This window comes from Thauera sp. DNT-1, from assembly GCF_055393985.1.
Map to the genome: position 1 here is coordinate 375,667 of NZ_AP043752.1, position 23,861 is coordinate 399,527.

Below are 23,861 nucleotides of genomic sequence, written 5' to 3' on the forward strand. Positions count from 1 at the left end.
TGGCGCCGGTCAAAGGAGATTGCCATGAACGGTATGGAACAAAGGGGCGCGGACGCGTCCGCGCTGCGCACGATGAGCGACGAGGATTTCGAGGCGCTGGAAGAGATCCTCACCTCGGACATCGTGCCCGAGGACTGCATGGACCTCGAGATGCTCGACGGCTACCTCGCTGGCGTGATGATCTCGCCGCGGCCAATCCCGGCCGAGCGCTGGATGCCCGGCGTGTGGTCGGCGCACGGCGACGAGGTCGGCTTCGGCTCGGGCAGCGGCCTGCAGCGCGCGATCCGGCTGGTGAAGGCGTATCACAACGAGCTGCTCGCCACGCTCGGCCTGGACGACGAGGACGAGGCGTGCTGGGAGCCGTTCTGCTTCGCGGTCGCCGAGGGCGATGGGCTCAAGCTCGGCGAAGCCTGGATCGACGGTTTCGCTCAGGGCCTGGACCTGTGGCCCGAGGGCTGGGAGGAGGGGCTGGACGCCGAGGCGGTCGAGGCCGTGCGCGAGACCCTCGACGAGGTGCTCGCGCCCTGGGGCGAGGAGGACGCCGCGAAGGCCGACGACGAGACCCGCCTGGGTTGGCTCGCCGACGTGGGCGAGGCGGTCAACGACATCTTCGCCCACTGGCGCGATCTGGGTCTGCCGGCCGCCGAGCCGCTGTCCACCGAGGCTCCGCGCAAGCCCGCCAGCGCCGGCCCCGGCCGCAACGATCCGTGCCCGTGCGGCAGCGGCAAGAAATACAAGAAATGCTGCGGCGCCAACGGCGCCGAGCCCGAGCCCGAATCCGGCGAAGCCGAAACCTGAGCATCCCGGGCGTGCCGGCGCGCACAGGACCGTCGCGCCCGGGGATGCGCCGCCGGAGCGGCGCGAGTCGCGAGCGGGCGCCGGAACAGCGGACGAGCGTTGGCGAGCGTGGACAAGCCGTAGTCGCGACTTGCGTCGCTCCCACAAGGAACCGCCGCGCCCGGGGACGCGCTGCGGGCGCGATCCGATGCGAGCGGGTTTCCCTCTCCGGAAAATATTTCTCAAAATGATTTCAGGTCACTGAAAACAAAGCGCTTTGCACCACTTTCCGGCGCCTCCCGGCGGCGCTAGAATGCGCGCCCCACGGCCCTCGGCCGGTCCTCTCGGCGCTCCGTTCATGGACGAGTTCAACCCCTGCCTCGACTGCGGCATCTGCTGCACGCACTTTCGGATCTCCTTCTACTGGGCCGAGGCGGACGACGCGCCGGGCGGTTTCGTGCCGGCGGAGATGACCGAGAAACTCACCCACACCTTGCGCTGCATGAAGGGCAGCAACCAGGTGCCGCGACGCTGCAGCGCGCTCTCCGGCGAGGTGGGCCGGCAGGTCGCGTGTTCGATCTACGAGAACCGGCCCACCCCCTGTCGTGAATTTCCCGTCTATTTCGAGGACGGTACGCCCAACCCGAAGTGCGACGAGCTCCGCGCCACCATCGGCCTGCCGCCGCTGCCGCAGAGTCCGCTGCCGCGCGCGGCCTGATCGCCGGATACGTCTCGCCAGCCTATCCGCCGCGCGGCCGGCCCACCGCGGCGAGCACCTCGAGCGGGCCATGTCGGCGCAAGCCGTCGATCTGGGCGCGGTCGCGCACGAACAGCGAGCCGGCCCAGGCGAGCGAATTCAGCGACACGTCGTCCCATTTCTCGCGTGTGCGGGGCACCAGCAGCAGCGCGCCACGGCTGACCAGCAGGTTGTAGGGCGGCATCGGATCGGCGTCGCAGGGAAGCTCCAGCCGCTCGCAGGCCAGGCGGTAGGCGGCCAGAAGGACCGATCCGGCGTCGTCCGGGTGCGACCAGGCGGATTCGTCCACCCCCACCGCCGCGTGCGCCCAAGGCAGGGCGAGGTTCTCCGCTGCCGCCCCGGGATGCAGCGGAGGCAGGAAGTCTTCCAGCGCCGAGGCCTGCGCGGGCACCCACTGCAGGTGCTTGTGTGCCTGGCTCGCCCCCGCGATGCGGCCGCCGTTGTAGAAGCCCAGCCCGCCGTGCGCGCCCACTACCGCGGCGAGCGCGGCGAAGTCCGCGCCGCCGAGCGGCGTGCTCTGGTCTTCGAAACGGCGGGTCACGATGAGCAGGTGACGATCGATCACCGGGAACTTGTTCAGCACCACGAGGTGATCCGCGCCGATGGCCGCCACCGTGAGCGCAGGCTCGGGCGGCAGGAAGGGGTTGAAGTCGGGCCGCCGGGCAGTGACCGTGTCGACCCGCGCCCGATCCTTGAGCGCGAGGGACGATACCCAACGCACCGAGAAGCGCAGGCCGTCCTGCTCCAGCCAGTCGAGCTCGGTACGGATCGGCTGCAGTGCGCCGCTGGCGAGCGCCGCGGCGATCACGTGGTCGGTGCGCTCGAGGAGGTCGTCCGCGCGCGAGCGGGCGCTCGACGGCGGATGGGCGGTGAGCGCTGCGGTGTCGGACAGAGAACGGTGGGCGGGCGCCGAGGCGCTGGCCGGGGCGGCGTCGCTTGCCGGATCGCGGGCGGTGGGCGTGCTGGTCATGGGCGGGCGTGCGGGAGACAATGCCGCCATTTTGACACGAGGCCCGCGCGCGCAGCCGTGGCGGGCAGGAGGGATCGCGATGGCGATACGGTTCGAAGTGCGCGGTGAATACATTCAGCTCGACCAGTTGCTCAAGGCCGCCGGTCTGGTCGAGTCGGGCGGTGCGGCGCATGCCGCGGTGGAAAACGGCCTGGTGAAGGTCGACGGCAAGCCCGAGTCGCGCAAGCGCGCCAAGCTGCGGCCGGGACAGCGGGTGTCGTTCGCCGGCGAGGCGGTGGAACTCGTGGAGGAAGGCGCGGGCTAGCAGGTCTCGCAGACGCGGCGCACGTCGCGATCGGCGCTCGAGCGGCGGGGCCGTGCCCCGGCAACGTGGGGAGCGGCTCAGGGCAGCTGCGGCGAGCGTTTCCCGTGCTTGCGCTGCGCGAGCATTTCCCAGACCCGTCCGCCGGGCAGGTCGCGGCCGGTGAGGATGTATTCGAGGGTGTGCTCGTTGGCGAAGATCAGGGCGACATCCTCGAGCGCGCGGCGGGTGCCGGCGAAGAGCAATTCGTCGCCGGGGCGGAGCTTCTCGTCGGCGGCGGGCGTCATCCGGTGGTCGTCGTCGTCGCGCTCGAGGTAGAGCACCGCGCAGTCGAGCGCCATCGAGCGGTCGGCGGGCGAGCGCAGCAGGCGTTCGAGCGTGATCGTCTCGCCGCGCATCAGGCGGCGATACAGCGCCGGCGCGCTCGACAGGTTGACGCGCTGGCTGCGGATCCGCGGAACCTTCCAGCCGAGGTGGCGGGTCAGGCGATGCAGCAGTGCGCCGCACCACTCCTCGTCACGGCGGCGGATTTCGGCCAGGAAGGGCGCGAGCAGCGGTGTGCTCAGGATCGCGATGCATTCGTGCGCGATCACCCGGCTCGGGACCACGGTGATGTCGGATTCGAAGGCCTCGAAGAGCGCGCGGTTGGATTCGTGGTTCTGGCGCAGGATCACGAAGAGCTCCTGGTTGAGCTCGCGCGCCGTCACCGCGATCGAAAGGTTGTCCACGTCCGAGCTGGTGCCGCACACGATCCCGGTCGCCTCGCGCACGCCGGCCTCGAGCAGGGATGCGGCACCGGTGCCGTCGCCCTGCACCCAGCGGTGAATGCCGTCGGGCTTGGGGTCGATGTCGATGATGGTCACCGGCACTGCCTCGGAGTCCATCGCATCGACCAGCAGGCGACCGAAGCGCCCGTGGCCGCAGACGATCCAGTTGCCGCGCGGCGGATCGCGGCGCTGCTCGACGTGGCTGCCGGGCAGGCCGGTGAGCCAGTCGAAGAGCTGCGAGGCCTTGGGCGCGTGCAGCGAGAGTGCGAGCGTTTCGCTGAAGCGCTCGAAGGGGTTGAGGATGTGGCGGGTGCCGAAGGAGGTCATGTTGGCCGAGGTCGCGGTGTGCTCGGCGCGGCACAGTGCGGGCACCTTCGGCGCCAGCAGGCGTGCGGCGATCGCGATCGCCAGGTTGGTGGCGTCGTCGTTGGTGAGCGCGATGACGCCGATGCAGCTCGCGTGGGTGAGGCCGCCGAACTGGAGCGTCTCGGGGTTTGCGGCGTCCGCGCACAGCGCGGGCACGTCGGCCGAATAGCTGTGCAGATCGAGCTCGCCGAGCTTGGTCTCGTCGACCTCGATCACCACGACGCGCAGGCCCATGCGGTCGAGCGCGTCGCAGATCAGACGGCCGGTCTCGCCGTAGCCGCACACCAGGTAGAAGGGCTCGCGCAGCCGCCGCACCGCGCGCACGAAACCCTGCATCGCGATCGCCTGGCGCAGGCTGCGGTCGGCGAGCAGGCTGAACACCGAGCCCAGCGTATAGGCCCAGCCGATCACCGACAGGTAGATGCTGACGATCACCCACAGCCGCTGCTGGTCGGAGAAGGTGTAGGGAATCTCGCCGAAACCGATCGTGGTCGCGGTGTAGCTGATGAAGTAGAAGGCGTGGAAGAAGCTGAGATAGCTCGTCTCGCCGTCGACGACCGGGCCGGGCACCAGGGTGAGGCCGAGCACCGCGATCGCGAACAGCACGATCAGCAGGATCAGCGGTGCGCGCAGGCGACGCAGGATCAGCAGGAAGATGCTGTGGTGGCGGGCGAGGGCCTGCTGCACGGCGCGGGTCTCGGCGAGGTGGCGTTCAGCGGCGCTGCATGATGGTCTCGGCGATCAGGATGATCACCGACACCACGTTGGCGAAGAGCGCGCCGCCCGAGAGCGAGACCACGCGCGCGGTCATCTCCGGCGTCATCCCCGCGCCCGCGACGTGCGCCGAGTAGCCCCACACCATCGCGGCGGCGACCAGCTGCAGGTCGGCCACCAGGCTGGTGGACAGATGCACCGCGCCGATCTGGGTGCGGTCGCCGAACTTGAGCACGGTGGCGATCAGGCTGACCACCAGCGCGGCGAAGAGCTCGTAGACGTCGTGGTGGACCGGATTGTCGATGTCGCCGACGAAGAAGCCGAAGTTGAGCGTGGCCGCCAGCACGATGAAGAAACCGAAGATGACTTTTTCGAGGTTCATGATCTTCCGTTGGGTGCGCGCGATGACGATGGGGCAATTATGCGCGCGCCGGACCTGCGATGTCGCGCAGCGCCGACAGCAGGCCGGGTGGCCGCGCGGATTGCGGGGCGTTTTGGTCTTTGTGGGAGCGACGCAAGTCGCGATCGGGCGGTTCGCTCAGGCGCCGGCGGTGATCCCGGGCCGAGGCCGGCTGGCACGAGGGCGAGCCTCAGTCGTGGAGGTCGCCGTCGACGTAATACCAGCGCCCGTCCTCCTTCACGAAGCGGCTGGTCTCATGCAGGCGCCGGGCGCGGCCGCCGATGCGGCAACGGGCGAGGAATTCGACCTCCGCGCGGGTGTCGGCGAGCGGGCGGTGGGCACGCACGTCGAGGCCGAGCCATTTCGGCGGCGGCTGCTCGTCGAGCGCCAAGTCCTGCGGGCGGGTGGAGGGATGCCAGCTCGCGAGCAGGTAGGCGGTGTCGCGCAAGGTGAAGGCCGTGTAGCGCGAGCGCATCAGCGCCTCGGCGGTGGGCGCCGGGCGTTCGCCCGCGAGCACCGGCCCGCAGCACGCCCCGAATGCGCGACCGGAGCCGCAGGGGCAAGGGGTGGAGGGGATCATGGGGGGCGAGTATAGCGGGCCGAGGGGAGATGCGGACGCGGGGCCGGAGCGTGCTGCGGGGGGGGGGCTGCGACGACGCAGGTTGCGATCCGGCCGCGCGGCTCAGCTTCCGCCGAGGATCGCGCGCAGCACGTAGGGCAGGATGCCGCCGTGGCGGTAGTACTCGACCTCGATCGGGGTGTCGATACGGCACAGCAGGGGCACGGACTGCCTCGAGCCGTCGGCGCGCTCGATCTGCAGCGTGAGCGTCCGCTGCGGCGTCAGACCGGCGGCAATGCCTTCCAGCGTGAACTTCTCGCTCCCATCCAGCCCCAGCGCCTGCCAGCTGTCCTCGCCGATGAACTGCAGCGGCAGCACGCCCATGCCGACCAGGTTGGAGCGGTGGATGCGCTCGAAGCTCCTCGCCACCACCGCCTTCACCCCGAGCAGCGCGGTGCCCTTGGCAGCCCAGTCGCGCGACGAGCCGGTGCCGTATTCCTCGCCCGCGAACACGATGGTCGGCACGCCGCGCGCGATCCATGCGCTCGCCGCCTCGAACACCGTGGTCTGCTCGCCGTCGAGCAGGGTGTAGCCGCCTTCGACGCGGCTGCCGTCGGGGTTGGGCGGCAGCATCAGGTTCTTCACGCGCACGTTGGCGAAGGTGCCGCGCACCATCACGTCGTGGTTGCCGCGACGCGAGCCGTAGGAGTTGAAGTCCGTCTTCTCCACACCCTGCCCACGCAGCCAGCGCCCGGCCGGGCTGGTCTCGCGGAAGGAACCTGCGGGCGAGATGTGGTCGGTGGTCACCGAGTCGCCGAGCAGCAGCAGTGCGCGTGCGTCGTGAATGTCGCTCGCCGGCGGGGGCGTCATGCCGAAGCCCGCGAAGAAGGGTGGGCAGGCGATGTAGGTGGAGGGCGGCCAGTCGTAGGTCTGGCCGGTGGGCGCGGGGATCGCGTTCCACAGGTCGTGGTCGCGCGTGAAGTCGGCGTAGAGCCGGCGGTAGCTGGCCGGATCGGTGGCGAAGGGTAGTGCGGCGGCGATCTCGTCCGAGCTCGGCCAGAGCTCGCGCAGATACACCGGCCGACCGTCGCTGCCGGTGCCGAGCGGCTCGGTGTCGAGGTCGATGTTGACCCGCCCGGAGAGCGCGAAGGCCACCACCAGCGGCGGCGAGGCGAGGTAGTTGGCGCGGATGTTGGGGTGGATGCGGGCCTCGAAATTGCGGTTGCCCGACAGCACGGCGGCCACCACGAGGTCGTGCTCGACGATCGCCGCGTTGAAGTCGGGGGCGAGATCGCCGGCGTTGCCGATGCAGGTGGTGCAACCGTAGCCGGCGAGCGCGAAGCCGAGCGTGGCGAGCGGCTCGAGCAGGCCGGCCTTGCCGAGGTAGTCGGTGACCACCCGCGAGCCCGGCGCGAGCGAGGTCTTGATGTGTGGCGTCACGCGCAGCCCGCGCGCGGCCGCCTTCTGCGCGAGCAGGCCGGCGGCGATCATCACCGCCGGGTTGCTGGTGTTGGTGCACGAGGTGATGGCGGCGATCAGCACGTCGCCGTGGCCGAGGTCCACATCCTCTCGTCCGGTGGCGAAGCGGTCGTCGAGCCGGGCGGCCTCGCGGCCGAAGCCGTTCTCGGACACTGGCGCGGAGAACAGGCGCTCGAACTCGTGGCGCATGGCGGGCAGGGCGATGCGGTCCTGCGGGCGCTTGGGGCCGGCGAGCGCGGGCTCGATCGTGGCGAGGTCCAGCATCAGGCTGCGCGTGTAGTCGATCTCGCCCGCGCGCGGCACGCCGAACAGGCCTTGCGCGCGGAAGTAGCCTTCCATCAGCGCGCATTCGGCCTCTTCGCGGCCGGTGGCGCGCATGTAGTCGATGGTCTTCGCGTCCACCGGGAAGAAGCCCATGGTGGCGCCATACTCCGGCGCCATGTTGGCGAGGGTGGCGCGATCGGTGACCGACAGGCTGGCGGTGCCCTCGCCGAAGAACTCGACGAACTTGCCCACCACCTTCTCGCGCCGCAGCATCTCGGTGACGGCGAGGACCAGGTCGGTGGCGGTGGTGCCGCCGGGCAGGCTGCCGCGCAGCTCCACGCCGATCACGTCGGGGGTGAGGAAGTACACCGGCTGGCCGAGCATCGCCGCTTCGGCCTCGATGCCGCCCACGCCCCAGCCCACCACGCCGATGCCGTTGATCATGGTGGTGTGCGAGTCGGTGCCCACCAGGGTGTCGGGGAAGCACAGGCCATCGCGCGTGCGCACGCCGCGGAAAAGGTGTTCGAGGTTGACCTGGTGCACGATGCCGATGCCCGGCGGCACCACGCGGAAGCTGTCGAAGGCCTGCATGCCCCACTTCATGAACTGGTAGCGCTCGTGGTTGCGCTCGAACTCGATCTCCATGTTGCGGCGCAGCGCGTCGGGCGTGCCGTAGTGGTCGATCTGCACCGAGTGGTCGACCACCAGATCGACCGGCACGAGCGGCTCGATGAGCTTGGCCTCGCGGCCCTGCGCCACGGCCACGCTGCGCATCGCGGCGAGGTCGGCGAGCAGCGGCACGCCGGTGAAGTCCTGCAGCACCACGCGCGCGACCACGAAGGGGATCTCGGCGGTGCGTGGCGCGTCGGCCTCCCAGTTGGCGAGTTCGCGCACGTGCTCGGCGGTCACCTTGTGGCCGTCGCAGTGGCGCAGCACGGCCTCGAGCACGATGCGGATCGACACCGGCAGCCGCGAGATGCGGCCCACGCCGGCCTCTTCGAGCGCCGGCAGCGAGTGATAGGAGAGGCGGGCGGCGGACGCGGGCAGGGGGCGGAGCGTATCGAACGGGGTGGCAGACATCGTGGATCTCCTTTTCCTGTTGGGACCAATACAAACGATCGCTGCGCGGCGGGGAAGTTCCTGCAGGCGCAAGTCGTGCGTTCCCGTGGGAGCGACGCGAGTCGCGATGGCGTGGTGGCGACGGGCGACGGCGGGGTGCAGACGCTGCAATCGCGACTTGCATCGCTCTACGGCACACCCTCTGCGGGATCGTCCGCAAGACCCTGCCGGTCAGCGAACGCATGCCGCGCGCGGGGATATCCCCCGCAGCGTGACGAAGGCGTAGAATCTTCCGGCTCGAATGTCGGGCGACGAGCCATGGTGTTGCACTGCACCGCAAGTCTTATAAAAGACATATAATCTCGCCCGTTCCGGTGGGGCCGACCCGTCCGGAGTCCCGATCACCGTCACATAGTGAGGAAGTCGCCGTGCTTGAAGCCTACCGTGCCCATGTCGCCGAACGTGCCGCCCTCGGCATCCCGCCGCTGCCGCTCTCCAAGCAGCAGGCCACCGAACTCGTCGAGTTGCTCAAGAACCCCCCCGCCGGCGAGGAGGCCTTCCTCGTCGAGCTGCTCACCTACCGCGTCCCCGCCGGCGTGGATGACGCCGCCAAGGTCAAGGCCGAGTTCCTGGCCAGGGTCGCCAAGGGCGAGGAAGCCTGTGCCCTGGTGTCGCGCGCCAAGGCCACCGAGCTGCTCGGCACCATGCTGGGCGGCTTCAACATCAAGCCGATGATCGATCTGCTGGCCGACGCCGAAGTGGGCGCGGTCGCCGCCGAGGGTCTCAAGAAGACCCTGCTGATGTTCGACTACTTCCACGACGTCAAGGAGCTGGCCGAGAAGGGCAACGCCAACGCCAAAGCCGTGATGCAGTCGTGGGCCGACGCCGAGTGGTTCACCAGCCGCCCGGAAGTCCCCGCCTCGCAAAAGCTCACCGTCTTCAAGGTCACCGGCGAGACCAACACCGACGACCTGTCGCCCGCACCCGACGCCTGGTCGCGCCCCGACATCCCGCTGCACGCGCTGGCCATGCTCAAGAACCCGCGTCCGGGCATCACCCCGGAAGAAGCGGGCGTGCGCGGCCCGGTCAAGTTCCTCGAAGAGCTGCGTGCCAAGGGCAACCTGGTCGCCTACGTCGGTGACGTGGTCGGCACCGGTTCCTCGCGCAAGTCCGCCACCAACTCGGTGCTGTGGTTCACCGGCGAGGACATCCCCTTCGTCCCGAACAAGCGTTTCGGCGGCGTGTGCCTCGGCTCCAAGATCGCCCCGATCTTCTTCAACACCATGGAAGATGCCGGCGCGCTGCCGATCGAGATCGACGCCGGCCAGATGGACATGGGCGACGAGATCGAGCTCAAGGTCGACCACGCTTCCGGCAAGGTCACCGCGCTCAAGAACGGCGCCGTGATCTCCGAATCGCAGCTCAAGACCCTGGTCATCCTCGACGAAGTGCGCGCCGGTGGCCGCATTCCGCTGATCATCGGCCGCGGCCTCACCACCAAGGCGCGCGAGGCCCTCGGCCTGCCGCCCTCGACGCTGTTCCGCCTGCCGCAGGCCCCCGCCGATACCGGCAAGGGCTTCAGCCTGGCGCAGAAGATGGTCGGCCGCGCCTGCGGCATGCCGGAAGGCCAGGGCATCCGCCCGGGTACCTACTGCGAACCCAAGATGACCACCGTCGGCAGCCAGGACACCACCGGCCCGATGACCCGCGACGAGCTCAAGGACCTCGCCTGCCTCGGCTTCTCCGCCGACCTGGTGATGCAGTCCTTCTGCCACACCGCCGCCTATCCGAAGCTGGTCGACGTCAAGATGCACCGCGAGCTGCCGAGCTTCATCAGCACCCGCGGCGGCGTCGCGCTGCGCCCGGGCGACGGCGTGATCCACTCCTGGCTCAACCGCCTGCTGCTGCCCGACACCGTCGGCACCGGCGGCGACAGCCACACCCGCTTCCCGATCGGCATCTCCTTCCCGGCCGGCTCGGGCCTGGTCGCCTTCGCCGCAGCCACCGGCGTGATGCCGCTCGACATGCCGGAATCGGTGCTGGTGCGCTTCAAGGGCAAGATGCAGCCGGGCGTCACCCTGCGCGACCTGGTCAACGCCATCCCGCTGTACGCCATCCGCCAGGGCCTGCTGACCGTCGAGAAAAAGGGCAAGAAAAACATCTTCTCCGGCCGCATCCTCGAGATCGAAGGCCTGCCGGATCTCAAGGTCGAACAGGCCTTCGAGCTCACCGACGCCTCGGCCGAGCGCTCCGCCGCCGGCTGCACGGTCCACCTCAACAAGGCGCCGATCGTCGAGTACATGAACTCGAACATCACGCTGATGAAGTGGATGATCGCCAACGGCTACCAGGACGCCCGCACCCTCAAGCGCCGCATCAAGGCCATGGAGGACTGGATCGCCAACGGCACGCTGCTGTCGGGCGACGCCGACGCCGACTACGCCGCCGTGATCGAGATCGACCTCGCCGACATCAAGGAGCCGATCGTCGCCTGCCCGAACGACCCGGACGACGTCAAGCTGCTGTCCGAAGTCGCCGGCGACAAGATCGACGAGGTCTTCATCGGCTCGTGCATGACCAACATCGGCCACTTCCGCGCCGCCGGCAAGGTGCTCGACGGCAAGTCCGACATCCCGACCCGCCTGTGGATCGCCCCGCCCACCAAGATGGACGCGATGATCCTCAACGAGGAAGGCTACTACGGCGTGCTCGGCAAGTCCGGCGCCCGCATGGAAATGCCGGGCTGCTCGCTGTGCATGGGCAACCAGGCGCAGATCCGCAAGGGCAGCACCGCGATGTCGACCTCGACGCGCAACTTCCCCAACCGCCTCGGCATCGACACCCGCGTCTATCTGGGTTCGGCCGAGCTGGCCGCGGTGTGCGCGCTGATGGGCAAGATCCCGAGCGTTGCCGAGTACATGGCGCAGGTGGAGGTGGTGAACAAGAAGGCCGCCGACATCTACCGCTACATGAACTTCGACCAGATCGAGGAATTCCGCTCGGTCGCGGATACGGTGGAAGTCTGATTCGGTAAGCGGCTCGAGCGCCGGGACGGCTGAGAGGCCGTCCTGGTGGAGAAACCCCTCGTCAGCGATGGCGGGGGGTTTTGCTTTTGGGGGCGCCGGTGCCCCGGGCAGCGGAGGCTGCTGCGCGATCAGCCCAATTCGGCGACCGCCGCGCTGATCCAGGTCTCCCCCGGGTGCTTTTCCACCACGATCCGCGCGCCCTCGAGGCGGTAGGTGAGCTGGCAGTGGTGCCTCGGGTTGGAAAGCACGCCCGGGTTGAAGATCGCCACGTTCTCGCCCCCGCGTCGGCGGACCGACTGGATGAGCAGGCCCGGGTGGCCCTCGCGGTGAATCCGCGCGCCCACCGACTGCGGCAAGCTGTAATCGGACGGGTGCAGCAGGTCGGCGTAGTCGACAGCGGCCTCGCGAAAGTCCAGCAAGGCGGCGCTGCAGGCCACCCGATAGACCTTGCGCTCGGCGATCACGGTCTCGCGCTCGAACCCGGCATCGCACAGCAGGCCCCGGTACCAGTGATAGGCCGACTCGAAGACCGTGGTCTCGACCGAGTCCGAGCCGTACCACACGCCGAAGGATCCGTCGGAAAACCGGCTTGCCTGCCAGTGCTTGAACGGCCACAGGATGGCGTTGAACCAGGCCGCATCTTCGAAGGGGCGGTCGATGATCGGCGTGTGCGAGCGGTACGACGGCGGCCGAACCTCCGCCTCCACCTTCTGCGCCAGCAACCACCCGGTCGGATCGTCCGTCAGGTCGTCGAACAGGTCCTGCGACTGGCGCAGCGACACGATATTGCGCGCCACGTCCTGATGGACGTCGGCCAGCGAGACCTGCGCGAACGGCGAATTCATCGTGCGCCCGGCTCACAGGCCACGAGCGTGGTCGAGGTAGCCCCGCACCATCAGCAGCCCGGCAAAGCCCCATTCCTTCACCACCTCGACCGGGCTCAGGTTGTCGAAGGCCTTGTTGCGGGTGCTCATCCAGCGATAGGCCAGGTCGCGGTTGTGCGGAAAGAGCAGGCGCAGACTCTTGTGGATGCCGAGCAGGTGCCCCACCCGGTCGTACTGGTCGCGGCTGGTGCCGATCGGCTTGCCGCTGCGGTAGTTCGACAGCGCCGCCCGGTTGCTGGCGGCGATGCCGAGCAGCGCGGCCTGGTCCTCGGTGCTCAGATTCCAGTGATCGAGCAGGGTCATGACCATCCTGGCCAGCGCACCGCGGTCTTCCGATGCGTTCACTTCGCGCTCGGCGATGGCGCTCATGGCGGGCTCCTCGCTTGGTGGTGATCGGTACTTCGAGGATAGTGGTCTGTTTTAAAGAAAACAAGTGAAGTGTTAAAGATAACGCCTGAAGCTAGGCCGCCGTTTCAAGTCGAGCGTCCTCCAGGTAGCCGAAAGGCCGTTCGCAATCGGTCGCCAAAGCTGACGATTCCGGATCGCACCGGTTTCTGCACGTGGGGATCGCGAAGCGGGTCGCTCCCAGCATGCAGGCCGTACGCGCGGCGAATGGGCGAGGAGCAGACCGGGGCTGAGCACGCGTGCCCGAGGGGATGCGCGATAATCCCGCCATGAACCCACGCCGCCTCCCCTCCCGCATCGTCTGCCTGACCACCGAGACCGTCGAAGTCCTCTATGCCCTGGGCGAGGAGGACCGTATCGCCGGCATCAGCGGCTACACAGTCATCCCGCCGCGTGCGCGCAAGGAGAAGCCGAAGGTGTTCGCCTTCTCCAGCGGCGACCTGGAGAAGATCCTCGCGGTCGCGCCGGACCTGGTGCTGGGGTTCTCCGACATGCAGGCGGACGTGGCGCGTGACCTGATCAAGGCCGGGGTGGCGGTGCATGTGTTCAACCAGCGCAGCGTCGACGGCATCCTGGCGATGGTCGAGACGGTGGGCCGGCTGGTTGGGGCGGAGGCGCGTGCGCTGACCCTGGTGGCCGAGCTCGAGGCGACGATGGACGCGGTACGCGCGCGGGCGGCGGCGCTGCCGCGGCGGCCGCGGGTGTATTTCGAGGAGTGGGACGAGCCGCCGATCAGCGCGGTGGGCTGGGTGTCGGAGCTGATCGGGATCGCCGGCGGTGAGGACATCTTTGCCGAGCGCGCGCGCCATCCGGGCGCGGCGCAGCGCATCCTCGCCGATCCGCTGGAGGCGGCGCGGGCGGCGCCGGATATCGTGGTGGGCTCGTGGTGCGGCAAGCGCTTCCGCCCCGAGCGTGTGGCTGCACGTGCGGGGTGGGAGGACGTTCCGGCCGTGCGCGACGACGAGCTGCACGAGGTGAAATCCGCGCTGATCCTGGCGCCGGGGCCGGTGGCGATCCGCGAGGGGCTGCCGGCGCTGGCGGAGATCATCGCGCGCTGGGCTGCTCGGCTGCACGCCTGAAGCGGCGCGGTCGCGCAGCGCGGCAGGCAGTCCGGTACCGGAGTCGTCCGCACACGCCTTGCCGGGCAGCGTGGCGCCGGATTGGCTCACGTCATCGAGACCGGCCGACGAGGCAGTGCGCCCGCCATGTCTCGCTCGGCATGCGGGTGGCGTCCTTTCTCGGTGCGCTCGCGATGTTGGCGAGCGTGTTCTTCCTCTCCCACCTGTTCCGGGGCTTCTTTCCCGAGACGGTGCAGGTGGCGATCCTGATCGGTGCAAGCCCCGCACCGGCGCCTCACAGGCTTCGTCACCAGCGCCCTGGCGATCTGGTTCGGCGCGCGCCGCGCGTGGAACGACATGGTCAACACGGGAATCGTGTTCTTCATGCTCTTCCGATACACCAAGCTCTTCGACAGGTGGTGGGACATCATGCCGAAATGGCTGTTCTTCCTCGTCGTCGCGCTGGCGGCGATCCTGGTCCTGCGGGTGCTGCGGCGCCCGTGCGGACGGGGGGTGCCGGCATGAATCCGCGCGCGCTCACGCTCGCCGTCGGGGCGATGATCATCCCGGGCGGCTGCGGACTCGCGACGTTTGAGCGGTCTTGGCGCAGCGCGATGCCGGGCCGCTGTCTAGACTGGAAGTGAGAGAACAACGCCAAAGGAGTCCGCCATGAATACCGTCCTGACGAGTGCCTCCGTCCCCGCGGGTGCGTCCGTCCAGGCGGCGGATGCCGCGCGCCAGAACAGTGCGGCGGCGTCGCGCCTGCAGCGTCAGGCGCCAACCACCGAGTCCGAGCTGCGCAAGGATCTCCATATCGGCATCCTGCAGGCTTCGATAGAGGTGTCGATCCGCTCGGGAGATCAATCACAAGCGCTGTTGTTGCGCTCGGCAATCGAGGGCATCAACGAGGCGCTTGCACCCACGCTGGGTCCGCAGGCCATCCAGAACTCCATGGACCAGGATCGTTCGGCCGAAGCCACCGCCGGGCGCATCGTGTCGATGTCGACCGCGTTCTTCGAGGTCTATGCCGCGCGGCGCCAGGACGATGCCCCCGAGACCGTGCTGCGCGACTTCATTGACGTGATCCGTGGCGGTTTCGAGAGCGGCTTCGGCGAGGCGCGCGAGATCCTCGAAGGCCTGGGCGTCTTCAAGGGCGCGGTCGAGGCCGACGTGATGAAGACGCGCGAGCTGGTGTTGGAGGGGTACGACCGCTTCATCCAAGAGCGCCTGCCCGCTGCGGCTGAGCCGCAGTAGGTGGTCTGGTGGAGATGCAGGCTTCGGCCATGCTGCACCGCACGCGCCGGAAGTCTCGTCGAATGTCCCACGGCGGCACTTCCTGCCGCGTTGACAGTGCTGAATCGCGCGCGCTATAAAATCGCGAGTTCCGCAGGTCATGTCGCAACCCGTGGCGCATTCCGACCATTCCAAGGCCACGGTTCCACCCATTGCAGTACAAAACCGGAGGGGGTCAAGTGAATAAACAGGAACTGGTTGCAAGCATTGCGGAGAAGGCTGGCATGACCAAGGCGGATGCGGCGCGCGCGCTGGACGCGACCGTTGCCGCGGTGACCGAGGCCCTGCGTCAGAACGAAACCGTCACCCTGGTGGGCTTCGGCTCCTTCTACGTGGGCGAGCGCGCCGCGCGCACCGGGCGCAACCCGCGCACCGGCAAGAACATCAAGATCAAGGCGGCCAAGGTGCCGAAATTCCGCGCTGGCAAAGGGCTCAAGGATTCTGTAAACTAGCGGACTTTGCTGCTCCGGCATCCGCGCCGGGGAAAGCGCGGGTGCTTAGCTCAGTCGGTAGAGCGTCGCCCTTACAAGGCGAATGTCGGCGGTTCGACCCCGTCAGCACCCACCACCGAATGCGCCGATTTCTCGGCGAAACGAAAGGCCCGGACCGCGTACCGGGCCTTTTTGTCGTGGATGATCGAATGGTCGCGCGCCCTCCGTTGCGCACCCGCCGCCCATCCCCCATCCGTTCCCGCTGACTCCCGCACCCTCGCACCCATACATTTTGTAATGCCGCGAGTCCTCGCCGAATCCGGGATACGGTTTAAAATATCATTTTTTGATGTAATGACCGGCTCGTGCGGATGCGGGTCGATGCCGCAAGGGCGAGCGCCCACCCGCACGGTGCCGTGCTTGCCGGACAGTGCAGACGGGAGTCTGCCGCCTGCCTGACCGACCGGTGGGCACCCCTCGTTGCGCCTCGCCGCTGGAGCCTGCCGATGTCCCTCGCCCGACTGTTCTCCCTGCCTGCCGCCTTGTCTGCGGGGCGGCGCGAGATGGCACTGGGGACGCTGGGGGTGGCGGTAGGGTTGGGTTGCACCGAGTGGATCGGCTTCCTCGCGCTGGGCGGGCAGGAACCGTGGTTCATCCTCCCGATGGGGGCGTCGGCGGTGCTGCTGTTCTGTGTCCCGGCGAGTCCGCTCGCGCAGCCCTGGCCGAGCCTCGTCGGCAACCTGGTGTCGGCGCTGATCGGGGTAGGCTGCTATCGCTGGCTGGGCGAGACCGGGACGGCCGTCGCGCTCGCCGGCTGCCTCGCGGTGGGGGCGATGTTCCTGCTGCGCTGCCTGCATCCGCCGGGCGGAGCGGTGGCGCTGACGGCGGTGCTGGGTGGTCCGATGGTGCATGAACTCGGCTACGCCTTCGCGCTGATGCCCGTGCTCGTCAATACGCTGGCAATGCTGGTGGTCGCCTTCCTGTTCAACAACCTCGTGGGACGGCGCTATCCGCACCTTGCGCCCGCGCGTGCGCAGGCGCACGGCACGGCCGATCCGCTGCCGAGCAAGCGCGTCGGCTTTCGTGCGGAGGACCTCGACGCGGCGCTGGCCTCTTTCGGCGAGGTGCTCGACGTCGATCGCGACGACCTCGAGGAGATCATGGTGCGCGCGCAGATGAACGCGCGCCGGCGCACCTGGGGCGCGCTGCGCTGCGCCGACATCATGTCGCGCGACGTGGTGAGCGTGGGTCCGCAGGCCCCGGTGGGCGAGGCCTGGGCGCTGCTCGCGCACCACCGCATCAAGGCCTTGCCGGTGGTGGAGGAGGGCGGCCGGCTGGTCGGCATCGTATCGGTGCCGGACTTCTTCATCGACCGCCACAACCCCGAGCCGCAGCCGGTGCCGCGCATGCGCACCGCCCGCGTGGTCGCCGAGATCATGAGCGGGCGCGTGCACAGCGCCCGCCCCGGGCAATCGCTCGCCGACCTGGTGGGGGCCTTCTCGGACGGCGGCCTGCATCACCTGCCGGTGGCCGACGAGGACGGCAGGCTGGTCGGCATGATCACCCAGTCGGACGTGGTGGCGGCGCTCTTCGCCGGCGAGCGCGGGGCTTAGCGGACGCCGGCGGATCGACCCGCGCGCAGGAGTAGGATTGCAATGGAATGCCTGACAGAAGGGAGGAACCCGAAATGACGGATCGCACGAATGCCGCGGGCGGCGAAACCCGCGTCGAGAAGCTCAAGTCGATGCTCGACTTCCAGCACCAGGCGATCGTGAGCCGCATGCTGGTGAAGAATGCCGCCGGCAGCGTCACGCTGTTCGCCTTCGACAAGGGAGAGGGCCTCAGCGAGCACACCGCGCCCTTCGATGCGCTGCTGATCGGTGTGGAGGGCGAAGCGGAAGTGCGCGTCGACGCCGACATCCATCGGCTCGGCGAGGGCGAAACGTTGCTGATCCCCGCCGGCGCGCCGCACGCGGTGGCGCCGCGCGCGCAGTTCAAGATGTTGCTGGTGATGCTCAAGGGCGAGCGCAAGGCCTGAGCGGGGAGGTGGCGCACCCGGCCGCCTGCCGGGTGCCCGCGCGGGCAGTCGAGCGCGCCCGGAACCCGGGCAGCGTATTGGAGAGTGTGGTCATGGCGAAGAAATTTCCCCTTCATCCGAAGAACCCGGAGCGCATCTGTTGGGGTTGCGACAAATATTGTCCGGTCGATGCGCTCGGCTGCGGCAACGGCTCGGGACGCACCCAGCACCCGATCGAGCTGCTCGGCGACGACTGGTACACCTATGGCGACTGGGGCATCGACCCGGAGGATCCCGCGACGCCGGGCAAGAAGAAGGCGGCGTGAGCAGGCGGGCGAGGGCGCTGCGCTGCCTCTTTCATGCGCCTGAAACCTCGATGGAAGAGCATCAGGAGGATCGCGGCGAATGCGATTGCGAGCGGGATTTCCACCACTTGGCTAACGGGTGGCACAGCGGAATGTTGCGGTGCAACAAAAAAGTGTTGACGGTGGAATTCCCAACGCTATAATCGGCTCCATTGTGCGGTGCAGCAAAACGAAGCCGGAATGGTTTCGGGCAACAAGGCCGCATGGACCGCGAGTTTCTTTCGCATCATCGACTCCACTGCAACTCACCAAGGAAGCCAGCCATGACCAAGATCCAGACCCCCGAGCAGTTCGCCGCCGTCGGCCAAGCCAACCTCGAAGCCATGATGTCGCTCGCCAACAGCGCCATCGCCCGTGCCGAGCGCCTGGCCGAACTCAACCTCAACACCGTGCGTTCGGTGCTCGAGGACAGCGTCGCCACCACCCGCAAGCTGGCCGAAGCCAAGGACCCGCAGCAGCTCGCGAAGCTCCAGGGCGAGCTGACCAAGCCGATGCTCGACAAGGCCGTCGCCTACGCCCGTAGCGTTCAGGAGATCGCCACCGAGGGTCAGCAGGAAGTGTCGAACCTGTTCGAGAAGCAGATCGCCGACCTCAACAAGCGCTTCCACGACATGCTCGAGCAGGCCGCCAAGCAGGCGCCCGCCGGTTCGGAAGGCGTGTTCGAGGCCGTCCGCTCGGCGATGAACACCGCCAACAGCCTGTACGACAACGCCAGCAAGGCCGCCCGCCAAGCCGCCGAAGTCGCCGAAGCCAACATGGCCGCCGCGACCGAAGCCACCGTCAAGGCCGTGAGCGCCGCGACCAAGAAGTGATCGCAGCGCGCGGAGAGGCGGTCGCTTCTCCACGCAACAGAAAAGGCCGCCCGGCATTGCCGGGCGGCCTTTCTTACATGGTGCCCGGCTCGCCGCATGGAAGCCGCAGCGGCCGGCCGGGCCTGCCGACGGGCCTCAAGCGGCCAGGGCTTCCTTGACCCAGGCGTTCGCCTGCTTGGCGTCGAAGCCGCTGCCGTATTTGGCCTTCAGCGCAGCCATCACCGCGCCCATCTGCTTGGGCGAGCGCTCGGCCAGGCTGGCGACCGCGTCGGCGATGAAGGCCTTCACCTCGGCCTCGGTGGCCATCGGCGGCAGGTAGGCCGTCAGCACCGCGCACTCGCGCTCGAGCACGGCCAGGCGGCCGCTGTCCCTGATCACGGCCGCGGCTTCCTGGTTGTTCTTGAGGAACTTGCGGATCGTCTGCTGCACCTCGTCGTCGGTGCTCTCGCGGTTGCCGGCGTTCTTGCCGACCATCTCGGCCTCGGCGATCAGGGTGGACAGCAGGGTGGCGCGCACGCTGTCGGCAGCCTTGCGCGCGAGCAGGGAGTCTTTCTTGAGTTGGGCCAGCAGGCTCATCGGGGTCTCCGGTGGAATCGAGCGGGGGAGGCGTGCGACGCAGGCCTCCGGTCACGGAGCGGCGTGCAGGACGCCGGTCGGGGGCCGAGTCTACCGCAGCCCGTACCGCCACAGCGCCCGGATCGCGCCTCGCAGCCTGCGGTTCCCGCTGACGCGGCGCACGTTGCCGAAGCACGCCTGCCGCAGTCGCGCCGCCCGCTCGCGCTGCCCAGGCCCGGCTCAAGGGGAGGCGATTGACGGCGCCGCTCCCGGGGACGCAGACTGCTGGCAGACCTTCCGCCAGATCTGACAGGACATGCCGCCCGACCCCCGCCCGCTGCCCGAGCTGGTCTCCTTCCTCGAGACCTTCCCCGAACCGCACATCCTGTGCGATCGCGACTACCGCATCCTCGCCGCCAACGCCGCCTACCGGCGCTCGTGGCCGGAGGCGCGCAGCGTGATCGGGCGCACCTGCTACGACGTGTCGCACCACTACAGCGTGCCCTGCGACCGTGCCGGCGAATCCTGCCCGCTCGCGCGCAGCCTGCAGTCCGGCCAGCGCGAGCGCGTGCTGCACCTTCACCACACGCCGCGCGGCGAGGAGTACGTCGACATCGAGCTCTCTCCGGTGCGCGACGCCGGCGGAGAGCTCGCCTGGTTCATCGAGAAGATGGAGCCGCTGCACGTCGCCCGCGGGGTGTCCGACCATCGCGGCCTGATCGGACGTTCGCCGGCCTTCCAGCACATGCTCGAGCTCATCGCGCGGGTCGCGCCCTCGGACGCGAGCGTGTTGCTGCAGGGCGAATCCGGCACCGGCAAGGAGCTGCTCGCGAGCGCGGTGCACGAGGCGAGCCGGCGCGCCGAGGGGCCCTTCGTGGTGGTGGACTGCTCTGGCCTGCCCGAGACCCTGTTCGAGAGCGAGGTCTTCGGTCACGAGCGCGGCGCCTTCACCGGCGCCACGGCGCGCAAGCCCGGGCTGGTCGAGGCGGCCAGCGGCGGCACCCTCTTCCTCGACGAGGTCGGCGACATTCCGCTCGCCATGCAGGTCAAGCTGCTGCGCCTGCTCGAGACCGGCACCTACCGCCGCGTCGGCTCCACCGAGCTGCGTCGTGCCGACATCCGCCTGGTCTCGGCCACCCACCGTCCGCTCAAGCGCATGATCGCCGAGGGCGGCTTCCGTCAGGACCTGTACTTCCGCATCAACACTTTCCCCATCACCGTACCGCCGCTGCGCGAGCGGGAAGGCGACCTGCCGCTGCTGATCGACTCCCTGCTCGAACGTGTCGCGCCGAAGCGCAAGCTGTCGCCGAGTCCGGCCGCGCTGCGCGTGCTGAGCAACTACGCCTTCCCGGGGAACGTGCGCGAGCTGCGCAACGTGCTCGAGCGTGCCAGTCTGATGTGCGACGGCGAGCTGATCGGGCCCGAGCATCTGCCCGAGGAGGTGCTGCATCCCGAGAGCGAGAGCGCCGAGTCACGATTTGCCAGTGGAGGTCCGTTGGCCGCAGCGATCCCGGTGCGCGATCCGCTGGATCTCGAGGAGGTGCAGCGCCAGGCCATGTTGCGCGCCGTGCGCGCGCATCGTGGCAGTCGGCGCGAGCTGGCTCGCCGGCTGGGGATCAGCGAGCGCACGCTGTATCGGCGGCTGAAGTCACTCGGCCTGCTCGAGGGCCAGGCGATGCGCGGTGGGGATGAGGAGGGTGGGGGGGCGGCGCGCTGAGTGGGGGGGCGCGGGAAGCAGCACCGGATCGCGGCACTTGGTCGCGGAGGTGCCGGGTTGCTGTCAGCTGTGGCAGTACCATCGAGGGGGCGGCAGCCTTTGGCAGTATCAAGGCGCCCAAATACGACAACTATGCCCGACAGACCGGCCTTTTCTGGAGCTGGTACGCCGATTGCTTTGTAGAGCCCAGAGCGAAGCAGGCCGCGTCGTGATCGCTGCATGATCGTCCCCCCTCGACGGTCTTGCCCCTGGCAGCGCAGTTCCGATGGAGTGCCCCCCGGCCGCTTCGCCCTTTTTTCCGCCGCCCGCCCGGGCCGCCGGCGCGCCGGTCGAGGCCGACGTCTCCAAACTTGCAGTCGGCGACATGGTGACCGTGGAGTGGCGTGGCAAGCCGGTGTGGATCCTGCGCCGCACGCCCGAGATGCTCGCCACGCTCGAGCACAATAAGGCCCGCCTCGCTGACCCTGTCTCGGGCGAACCGCAGCAGCCCGAGTACGCCACCAACCGGCAGCGCTCGATCAAGCCGGAATACCTCGTTGTGATCGGCATCTGCACGCACCTGGGCTGCTCGCCGTCCGAGAAGTTCGCCATCGGCACCACCGAGGGCATGACCGCCGACTGGCCCGGCGGCTTCCTGTGCCCCTGCCACGGCTCGATCTTCGACCTCGCCGGCCGCGTCTATCTCAGCCAGCCGGCCCCCACCAACCTCGAGATCCCGCCGCACAAGTGGCTCTCCGACGGCCTCGTGCTGATCGGCGAGGACGACCACGGCATGGCATGAACGGGGCTGCCGCTCCTGCAGGGCTTCCGAAGCGCGGCACTTCCGCGCAAGCCATTCTGCTCCGCGGGGCGATTTCTCCAGCGGCCTGCGTTTGCGCACGGTCAAGGGCTGCGCGGGCGATCGGCGGCACACTCGCGCCTCGGCAACTTCGCCAGCGGCATCCGGCTGCGCCGCTTTCACCGTCCATCCACTTTCGCTCCCCGCATGAACCCGGTTCCCGCACTCGTCTCTCCCTGCGTTCACTCTCCGGTGCTGGATCCGGTCGATGAGCCGCACGCGGTTTCGCCCTTCGGCGAGCGCCGCTACAACGCCTGGAACGACCACGTGAAGCGGCGCTGGGGTGGGCGGGTGCAGAAGGTCTCGGTGGCGGCCGGCTTCACCTGCCCGAACCGCGACGGCACCCTGGGCAGCGGCGGCTGCACCTTCTGCAACAACGCCGGCTTCACCCCCGGCTACCTGGATCGCCGCGACCCGATCGGCGAGCAGATCGACGCCGGGCTGCGCTTCCTCGACCGGCGCTATCCCGGCACCGCGCGCTTCATCGCCTACTTCCAGACCTACAGCAACACCTACGGCGAGTTCGCGCGCCTGCGCGAGAGCTACGAGGCCGCGCTCGCGCACCCGCGCATCTGCGGGCTCGCGATCGGCACGCGGCCGGACTGCCTGCCCGACGTAGTACTCGACTACCTGGCCGAGCTCGCGCGCGAGCACATCGTGGAGCTCGAGATCGGCGTGGAGTCCTGCGACGACGAAGTCCTGCGCCGGATCAACCGCGGCCACGATTTCGCCTGCAGCGAGGAGGCGATCCGGCGTGCCGCGGCGCGCGGCCTGGGGGTGACCGCCCACCTGATCCTCGGCCTGCCCGGCGAGACGCGCGCCGGCATGCTGGAAGCCGCGCGCCGCCTGTCCGCGCTCCCGGTGGCGGCGCTCAAGCTGCATCAGCTGCAGCTGGTAAGGGGCACCGCGATGGCACGCGACTGGGAGCGCGATCCCGCGAGCGTACCCTTGCTCGCCGAGGACGAGTACATCGCGCTGCTGGCCGACTTCGTCGAGCGGCTTGCGCCCACGATCCTGCTCCAGCGCCTGGGCAGCGAGGTTCCCCCGGCGTTGAAGCTGGCGCCGCAGTGGAACATCCGCCTCTCCGAGCTCGCCCCGCGGCTGAGTGCAGAGCTGGCGCGGAGGGAAAGCTGGCAAGGCCGCCGCTACCAACCCGCTTGCTGAGTGTCGGCGGCAGGGCCAAGGACGGAAGCGACGCGAGTCGCGATCGGAGCGCATGAGGTTCGGGAACGCCCGGCGGGATCTCGTACGCTGGAATCGCACTTGCGCGAGACCGCGGCGTCTCCGGAAGCGCACCGTGGGAGCGACGCGAGTCGCGATCGGGCGCAGGAGATGCGACGACGCGCGGTGGGACCGCGGGTTCCGCAATCGCGCCTGCAGTCTTGCCGCCTCAGCGCCTGAAGTCGTTGTGGCAGGCCTTGCAGCTGTCCTGAACGGCTGCGAGGGCGGTGCGCGCCTGTTCCTCCGAGCGCGCCGCAGCGGCGGCGAGGAGGCGGTCGGTGGCGGTGATGAACTCGCTGCGACGGCGCTCGAACTCGGCGGGCTTTTCCCAGACGGCCGGGCGGGCCTTGGTGGGGGGGTAATTGCTGCCAGGGCCGAAGTGCTTCCACGGCGCGTCGCGCTTCGCGGCGAGCTGCTCGGCGAGGCTGGCGAACTGGTCGGCGTCGAAACGCCGGTCCTTGAGCATGGTGTTCATGGGCTCGGTGCTGCGCAGCATGGCCTTGAAGGCGTCGCGGCGCTGGGTGACCGGCTTGTCCGGGTGGGTATCGGGCGGCTCCGACGAACAGGCGAGCAGCAGGACGGCGGGCAGGGCGAGGAGCAGGATGCGGGCGAGGGGCTGTCGGGACATTTCGGGCGTGAGGAGTCGGGAGTGATGCGTCGGGTGCCGGTCTAGGCTCTTGCGGAACTCGAAGGCGAGGCGGGAAGGGGCGGATTCCCGGCACGAGGGCGCGCGGCCGCCGGCCGATGATGCCGCAGCACGATCGTTCGACGGTTTGCAAGGCAAGAAGAATGCCAAGCTGCGGGAAAGTTCCCGCGGGGCTTGCGC

The 23,861-nt window shown here is 69.0% G+C and carries 24 protein-coding genes and 1 tRNA gene; 16 read left to right on the forward strand and 9 right to left on the reverse strand.

Features of this window, described 5'->3' with window-relative positions:
* Positions 1–33: 33 nt before the first annotated feature.
* Positions 34–798 (forward strand): YecA/YgfB family protein, encoded by a 765-nt coding sequence (locus ACZ5PP_RS01670; protein ID WP_273424057.1) that lies wholly within the window; start codon positions 34–36, stop codon positions 796–798.
* 337 nt (positions 799–1,135) lie between these two features.
* Entirely contained in the window at positions 1,136–1,495 is a 360-nt protein-coding gene (locus ACZ5PP_RS01675) for a YkgJ family cysteine cluster protein (protein ID WP_464826635.1), read from the forward strand.
* A 22-nt stretch (positions 1,496–1,517) separates the two neighbouring features.
* Here ACZ5PP_RS01675 and ACZ5PP_RS01680 read toward each other — a convergent pair whose 3' ends face one another.
* Positions 1,518–2,504, reverse strand: a complete 987-nt coding sequence (locus ACZ5PP_RS01680) for an ATP adenylyltransferase family protein (protein WP_464826636.1) — start codon at positions 2,502–2,504, stop codon at positions 1,518–1,520.
* 79 nt (positions 2,505–2,583) lie between these two features.
* Between ACZ5PP_RS01680 and ACZ5PP_RS01685 the strand changes: the two genes are divergently transcribed.
* Positions 2,584–2,808, forward strand: coding sequence for an RNA-binding S4 domain-containing protein (locus tag ACZ5PP_RS01685; protein WP_004301260.1), 225 nt, complete (start codon positions 2,584–2,586; stop codon positions 2,806–2,808).
* Between the two features lie 77 nt (positions 2,809–2,885).
* Here ACZ5PP_RS01685 and ACZ5PP_RS01690 read toward each other — a convergent pair whose 3' ends face one another.
* From ACZ5PP_RS01690 to acnA, 4 genes are all read right to left on the reverse strand, one after another.
* Entirely contained in the window at positions 2,886–4,625 is a 1,740-nt protein-coding gene (locus tag ACZ5PP_RS01690) for a potassium channel family protein (protein WP_043742243.1), read from the reverse strand.
* A 25-nt stretch (positions 4,626–4,650) separates the two neighbouring features.
* Positions 4,651–5,034 (reverse strand): DUF6394 family protein, encoded by a 384-nt coding sequence (locus ACZ5PP_RS01695; RefSeq protein WP_004301257.1) that lies wholly within the window; start codon positions 5,032–5,034, stop codon positions 4,651–4,653.
* Between the two features lie 208 nt (positions 5,035–5,242).
* Entirely contained in the window at positions 5,243–5,632 is a 390-nt protein-coding gene (locus ACZ5PP_RS01700; protein WP_012585309.1) for a YchJ family protein, read from the reverse strand.
* 102 nt (positions 5,633–5,734) lie between these two features.
* A complete protein-coding gene (acnA, locus tag ACZ5PP_RS01705) occupies positions 5,735–8,434 on the reverse strand; it encodes an aconitate hydratase AcnA (protein WP_464826637.1) in 2,700 nt (899 codons plus the stop codon).
* Between the two features lie 407 nt (positions 8,435–8,841).
* Here acnA and acnB point away from each other — a divergent pair, with 407 nt between their 5' ends.
* Positions 8,842–11,439, forward strand: a complete 2,598-nt coding sequence (gene acnB, locus ACZ5PP_RS01710) for a bifunctional aconitate hydratase 2/2-methylisocitrate dehydratase (protein ID WP_004301251.1) — start codon at positions 8,842–8,844, stop codon at positions 11,437–11,439.
* A 128-nt stretch (positions 11,440–11,567) separates the two neighbouring features.
* Here the strand turns inward: acnB and ACZ5PP_RS01715 are convergent, their stop codons facing one another.
* Both ACZ5PP_RS01715 and ACZ5PP_RS01720 read right to left on the reverse strand, forming a co-directional pair.
* Complete coding sequence (locus tag ACZ5PP_RS01715) at positions 11,568–12,284, reverse strand: RES family NAD+ phosphorylase (protein ID WP_043742240.1); 717 nt, start codon at positions 12,282–12,284, stop codon at positions 11,568–11,570.
* A gap of 12 nt (positions 12,285–12,296) precedes the next feature.
* Positions 12,297–12,692 (reverse strand): MbcA/ParS/Xre antitoxin family protein, encoded by a 396-nt coding sequence (locus ACZ5PP_RS01720; RefSeq protein WP_004301248.1) that lies wholly within the window; start codon positions 12,690–12,692, stop codon positions 12,297–12,299.
* 305 nt (positions 12,693–12,997) lie between these two features.
* Here ACZ5PP_RS01720 and ACZ5PP_RS01725 point away from each other — a divergent pair, with 305 nt between their 5' ends.
* The 9 genes from ACZ5PP_RS01725 (at position 12,998) to ACZ5PP_RS01765 (ending at position 18,704) form a co-directional block, all read left to right on the forward strand.
* Positions 12,998–13,807, forward strand: a complete 810-nt coding sequence (locus ACZ5PP_RS01725) for an ABC transporter substrate-binding protein (protein WP_043742460.1) — start codon at positions 12,998–13,000, stop codon at positions 13,805–13,807.
* A 252-nt stretch (positions 13,808–14,059) separates the two neighbouring features.
* The gene (locus tag ACZ5PP_RS01730; RefSeq protein WP_043742238.1) at positions 14,060–14,311 is read left to right on the forward strand and encodes a hypothetical protein; all 252 of its coding nucleotides are present in this window, start codon (positions 14,060–14,062) and stop codon (positions 14,309–14,311) included.
* A 144-nt stretch (positions 14,312–14,455) separates the two neighbouring features.
* Positions 14,456–15,040, forward strand: coding sequence for a DUF5610 domain-containing protein (locus ACZ5PP_RS01735; RefSeq protein WP_043742235.1), 585 nt, complete (start codon positions 14,456–14,458; stop codon positions 15,038–15,040).
* A 218-nt stretch (positions 15,041–15,258) separates the two neighbouring features.
* On the forward strand, positions 15,259–15,531 hold the full coding sequence (locus ACZ5PP_RS01740; RefSeq protein ID WP_004361487.1) for an HU family DNA-binding protein: 273 nt from the start codon (positions 15,259–15,261) through the stop codon (positions 15,529–15,531).
* 39 nt (positions 15,532–15,570) lie between these two features.
* Positions 15,571–15,646 (forward strand) — tRNA-Val (locus tag ACZ5PP_RS01745).
* 370 nt (positions 15,647–16,016) lie between these two features.
* The gene (locus tag ACZ5PP_RS01750; RefSeq protein WP_464826638.1) at positions 16,017–17,123 is read left to right on the forward strand and encodes an HPP family protein; all 1,107 of its coding nucleotides are present in this window, start codon (positions 16,017–16,019) and stop codon (positions 17,121–17,123) included.
* A 74-nt stretch (positions 17,124–17,197) separates the two neighbouring features.
* Positions 17,198–17,548 (forward strand): cupin domain-containing protein, encoded by a 351-nt coding sequence (locus tag ACZ5PP_RS01755; protein WP_043742228.1) that lies wholly within the window; start codon positions 17,198–17,200, stop codon positions 17,546–17,548.
* 92 nt (positions 17,549–17,640) lie between these two features.
* Positions 17,641–17,853: a DUF3079 domain-containing protein gene (locus tag ACZ5PP_RS01760; protein ID WP_004301235.1), complete on the forward strand. Its 213-nt coding sequence runs from the start codon at positions 17,641–17,643 to the stop codon at positions 17,851–17,853.
* Positions 17,854–18,155: 302 nt separating this feature from the next.
* On the forward strand, positions 18,156–18,704 hold the full coding sequence (locus ACZ5PP_RS01765; RefSeq protein ID WP_004301234.1) for a phasin family protein: 549 nt from the start codon (positions 18,156–18,158) through the stop codon (positions 18,702–18,704).
* A 135-nt stretch (positions 18,705–18,839) separates the two neighbouring features.
* Here ACZ5PP_RS01765 and ACZ5PP_RS01770 read toward each other — a convergent pair whose 3' ends face one another.
* A complete protein-coding gene (locus ACZ5PP_RS01770) occupies positions 18,840–19,280 on the reverse strand; it encodes a GatB/YqeY domain-containing protein (protein WP_004301232.1) in 441 nt (146 codons plus the stop codon).
* Positions 19,281–19,575: 295 nt separating this feature from the next.
* Here ACZ5PP_RS01770 and ACZ5PP_RS01775 point away from each other — a divergent pair, with 295 nt between their 5' ends.
* The 3 genes from ACZ5PP_RS01775 (at position 19,576) to mnmL (ending at position 22,978) form a co-directional block, all read left to right on the forward strand.
* Positions 19,576–20,976 (forward strand): sigma-54 interaction domain-containing protein, encoded by a 1,401-nt coding sequence (locus tag ACZ5PP_RS01775; protein ID WP_464826639.1) that lies wholly within the window; start codon positions 19,576–19,578, stop codon positions 20,974–20,976.
* Between the two features lie 265 nt (positions 20,977–21,241).
* Positions 21,242–21,757 carry a ubiquinol-cytochrome c reductase iron-sulfur subunit gene (gene petA / locus ACZ5PP_RS01780; RefSeq protein ID WP_004301228.1) on the forward strand — a complete coding sequence of 172 codons (516 nt, stop codon included), beginning with the start codon at positions 21,242–21,244 and terminating at the stop codon, positions 21,755–21,757.
* A gap of 204 nt (positions 21,758–21,961) precedes the next feature.
* Positions 21,962–22,978 carry a tRNA modification radical SAM protein MnmL/YtqA gene (gene mnmL / locus ACZ5PP_RS01785; RefSeq protein ID WP_012585314.1) on the forward strand — a complete coding sequence of 339 codons (1,017 nt, stop codon included), beginning with the start codon at positions 21,962–21,964 and terminating at the stop codon, positions 22,976–22,978.
* Between the two features lie 226 nt (positions 22,979–23,204).
* On the opposite strand, the gene ACZ5PP_RS01790 is transcribed toward mnmL, so the two are convergent.
* Positions 23,205–23,663 (reverse strand): c-type cytochrome, encoded by a 459-nt coding sequence (locus ACZ5PP_RS01790; RefSeq protein ID WP_004301224.1) that lies wholly within the window; start codon positions 23,661–23,663, stop codon positions 23,205–23,207.
* Between the last annotated feature and the right edge of the window lie 198 nt (positions 23,664–23,861).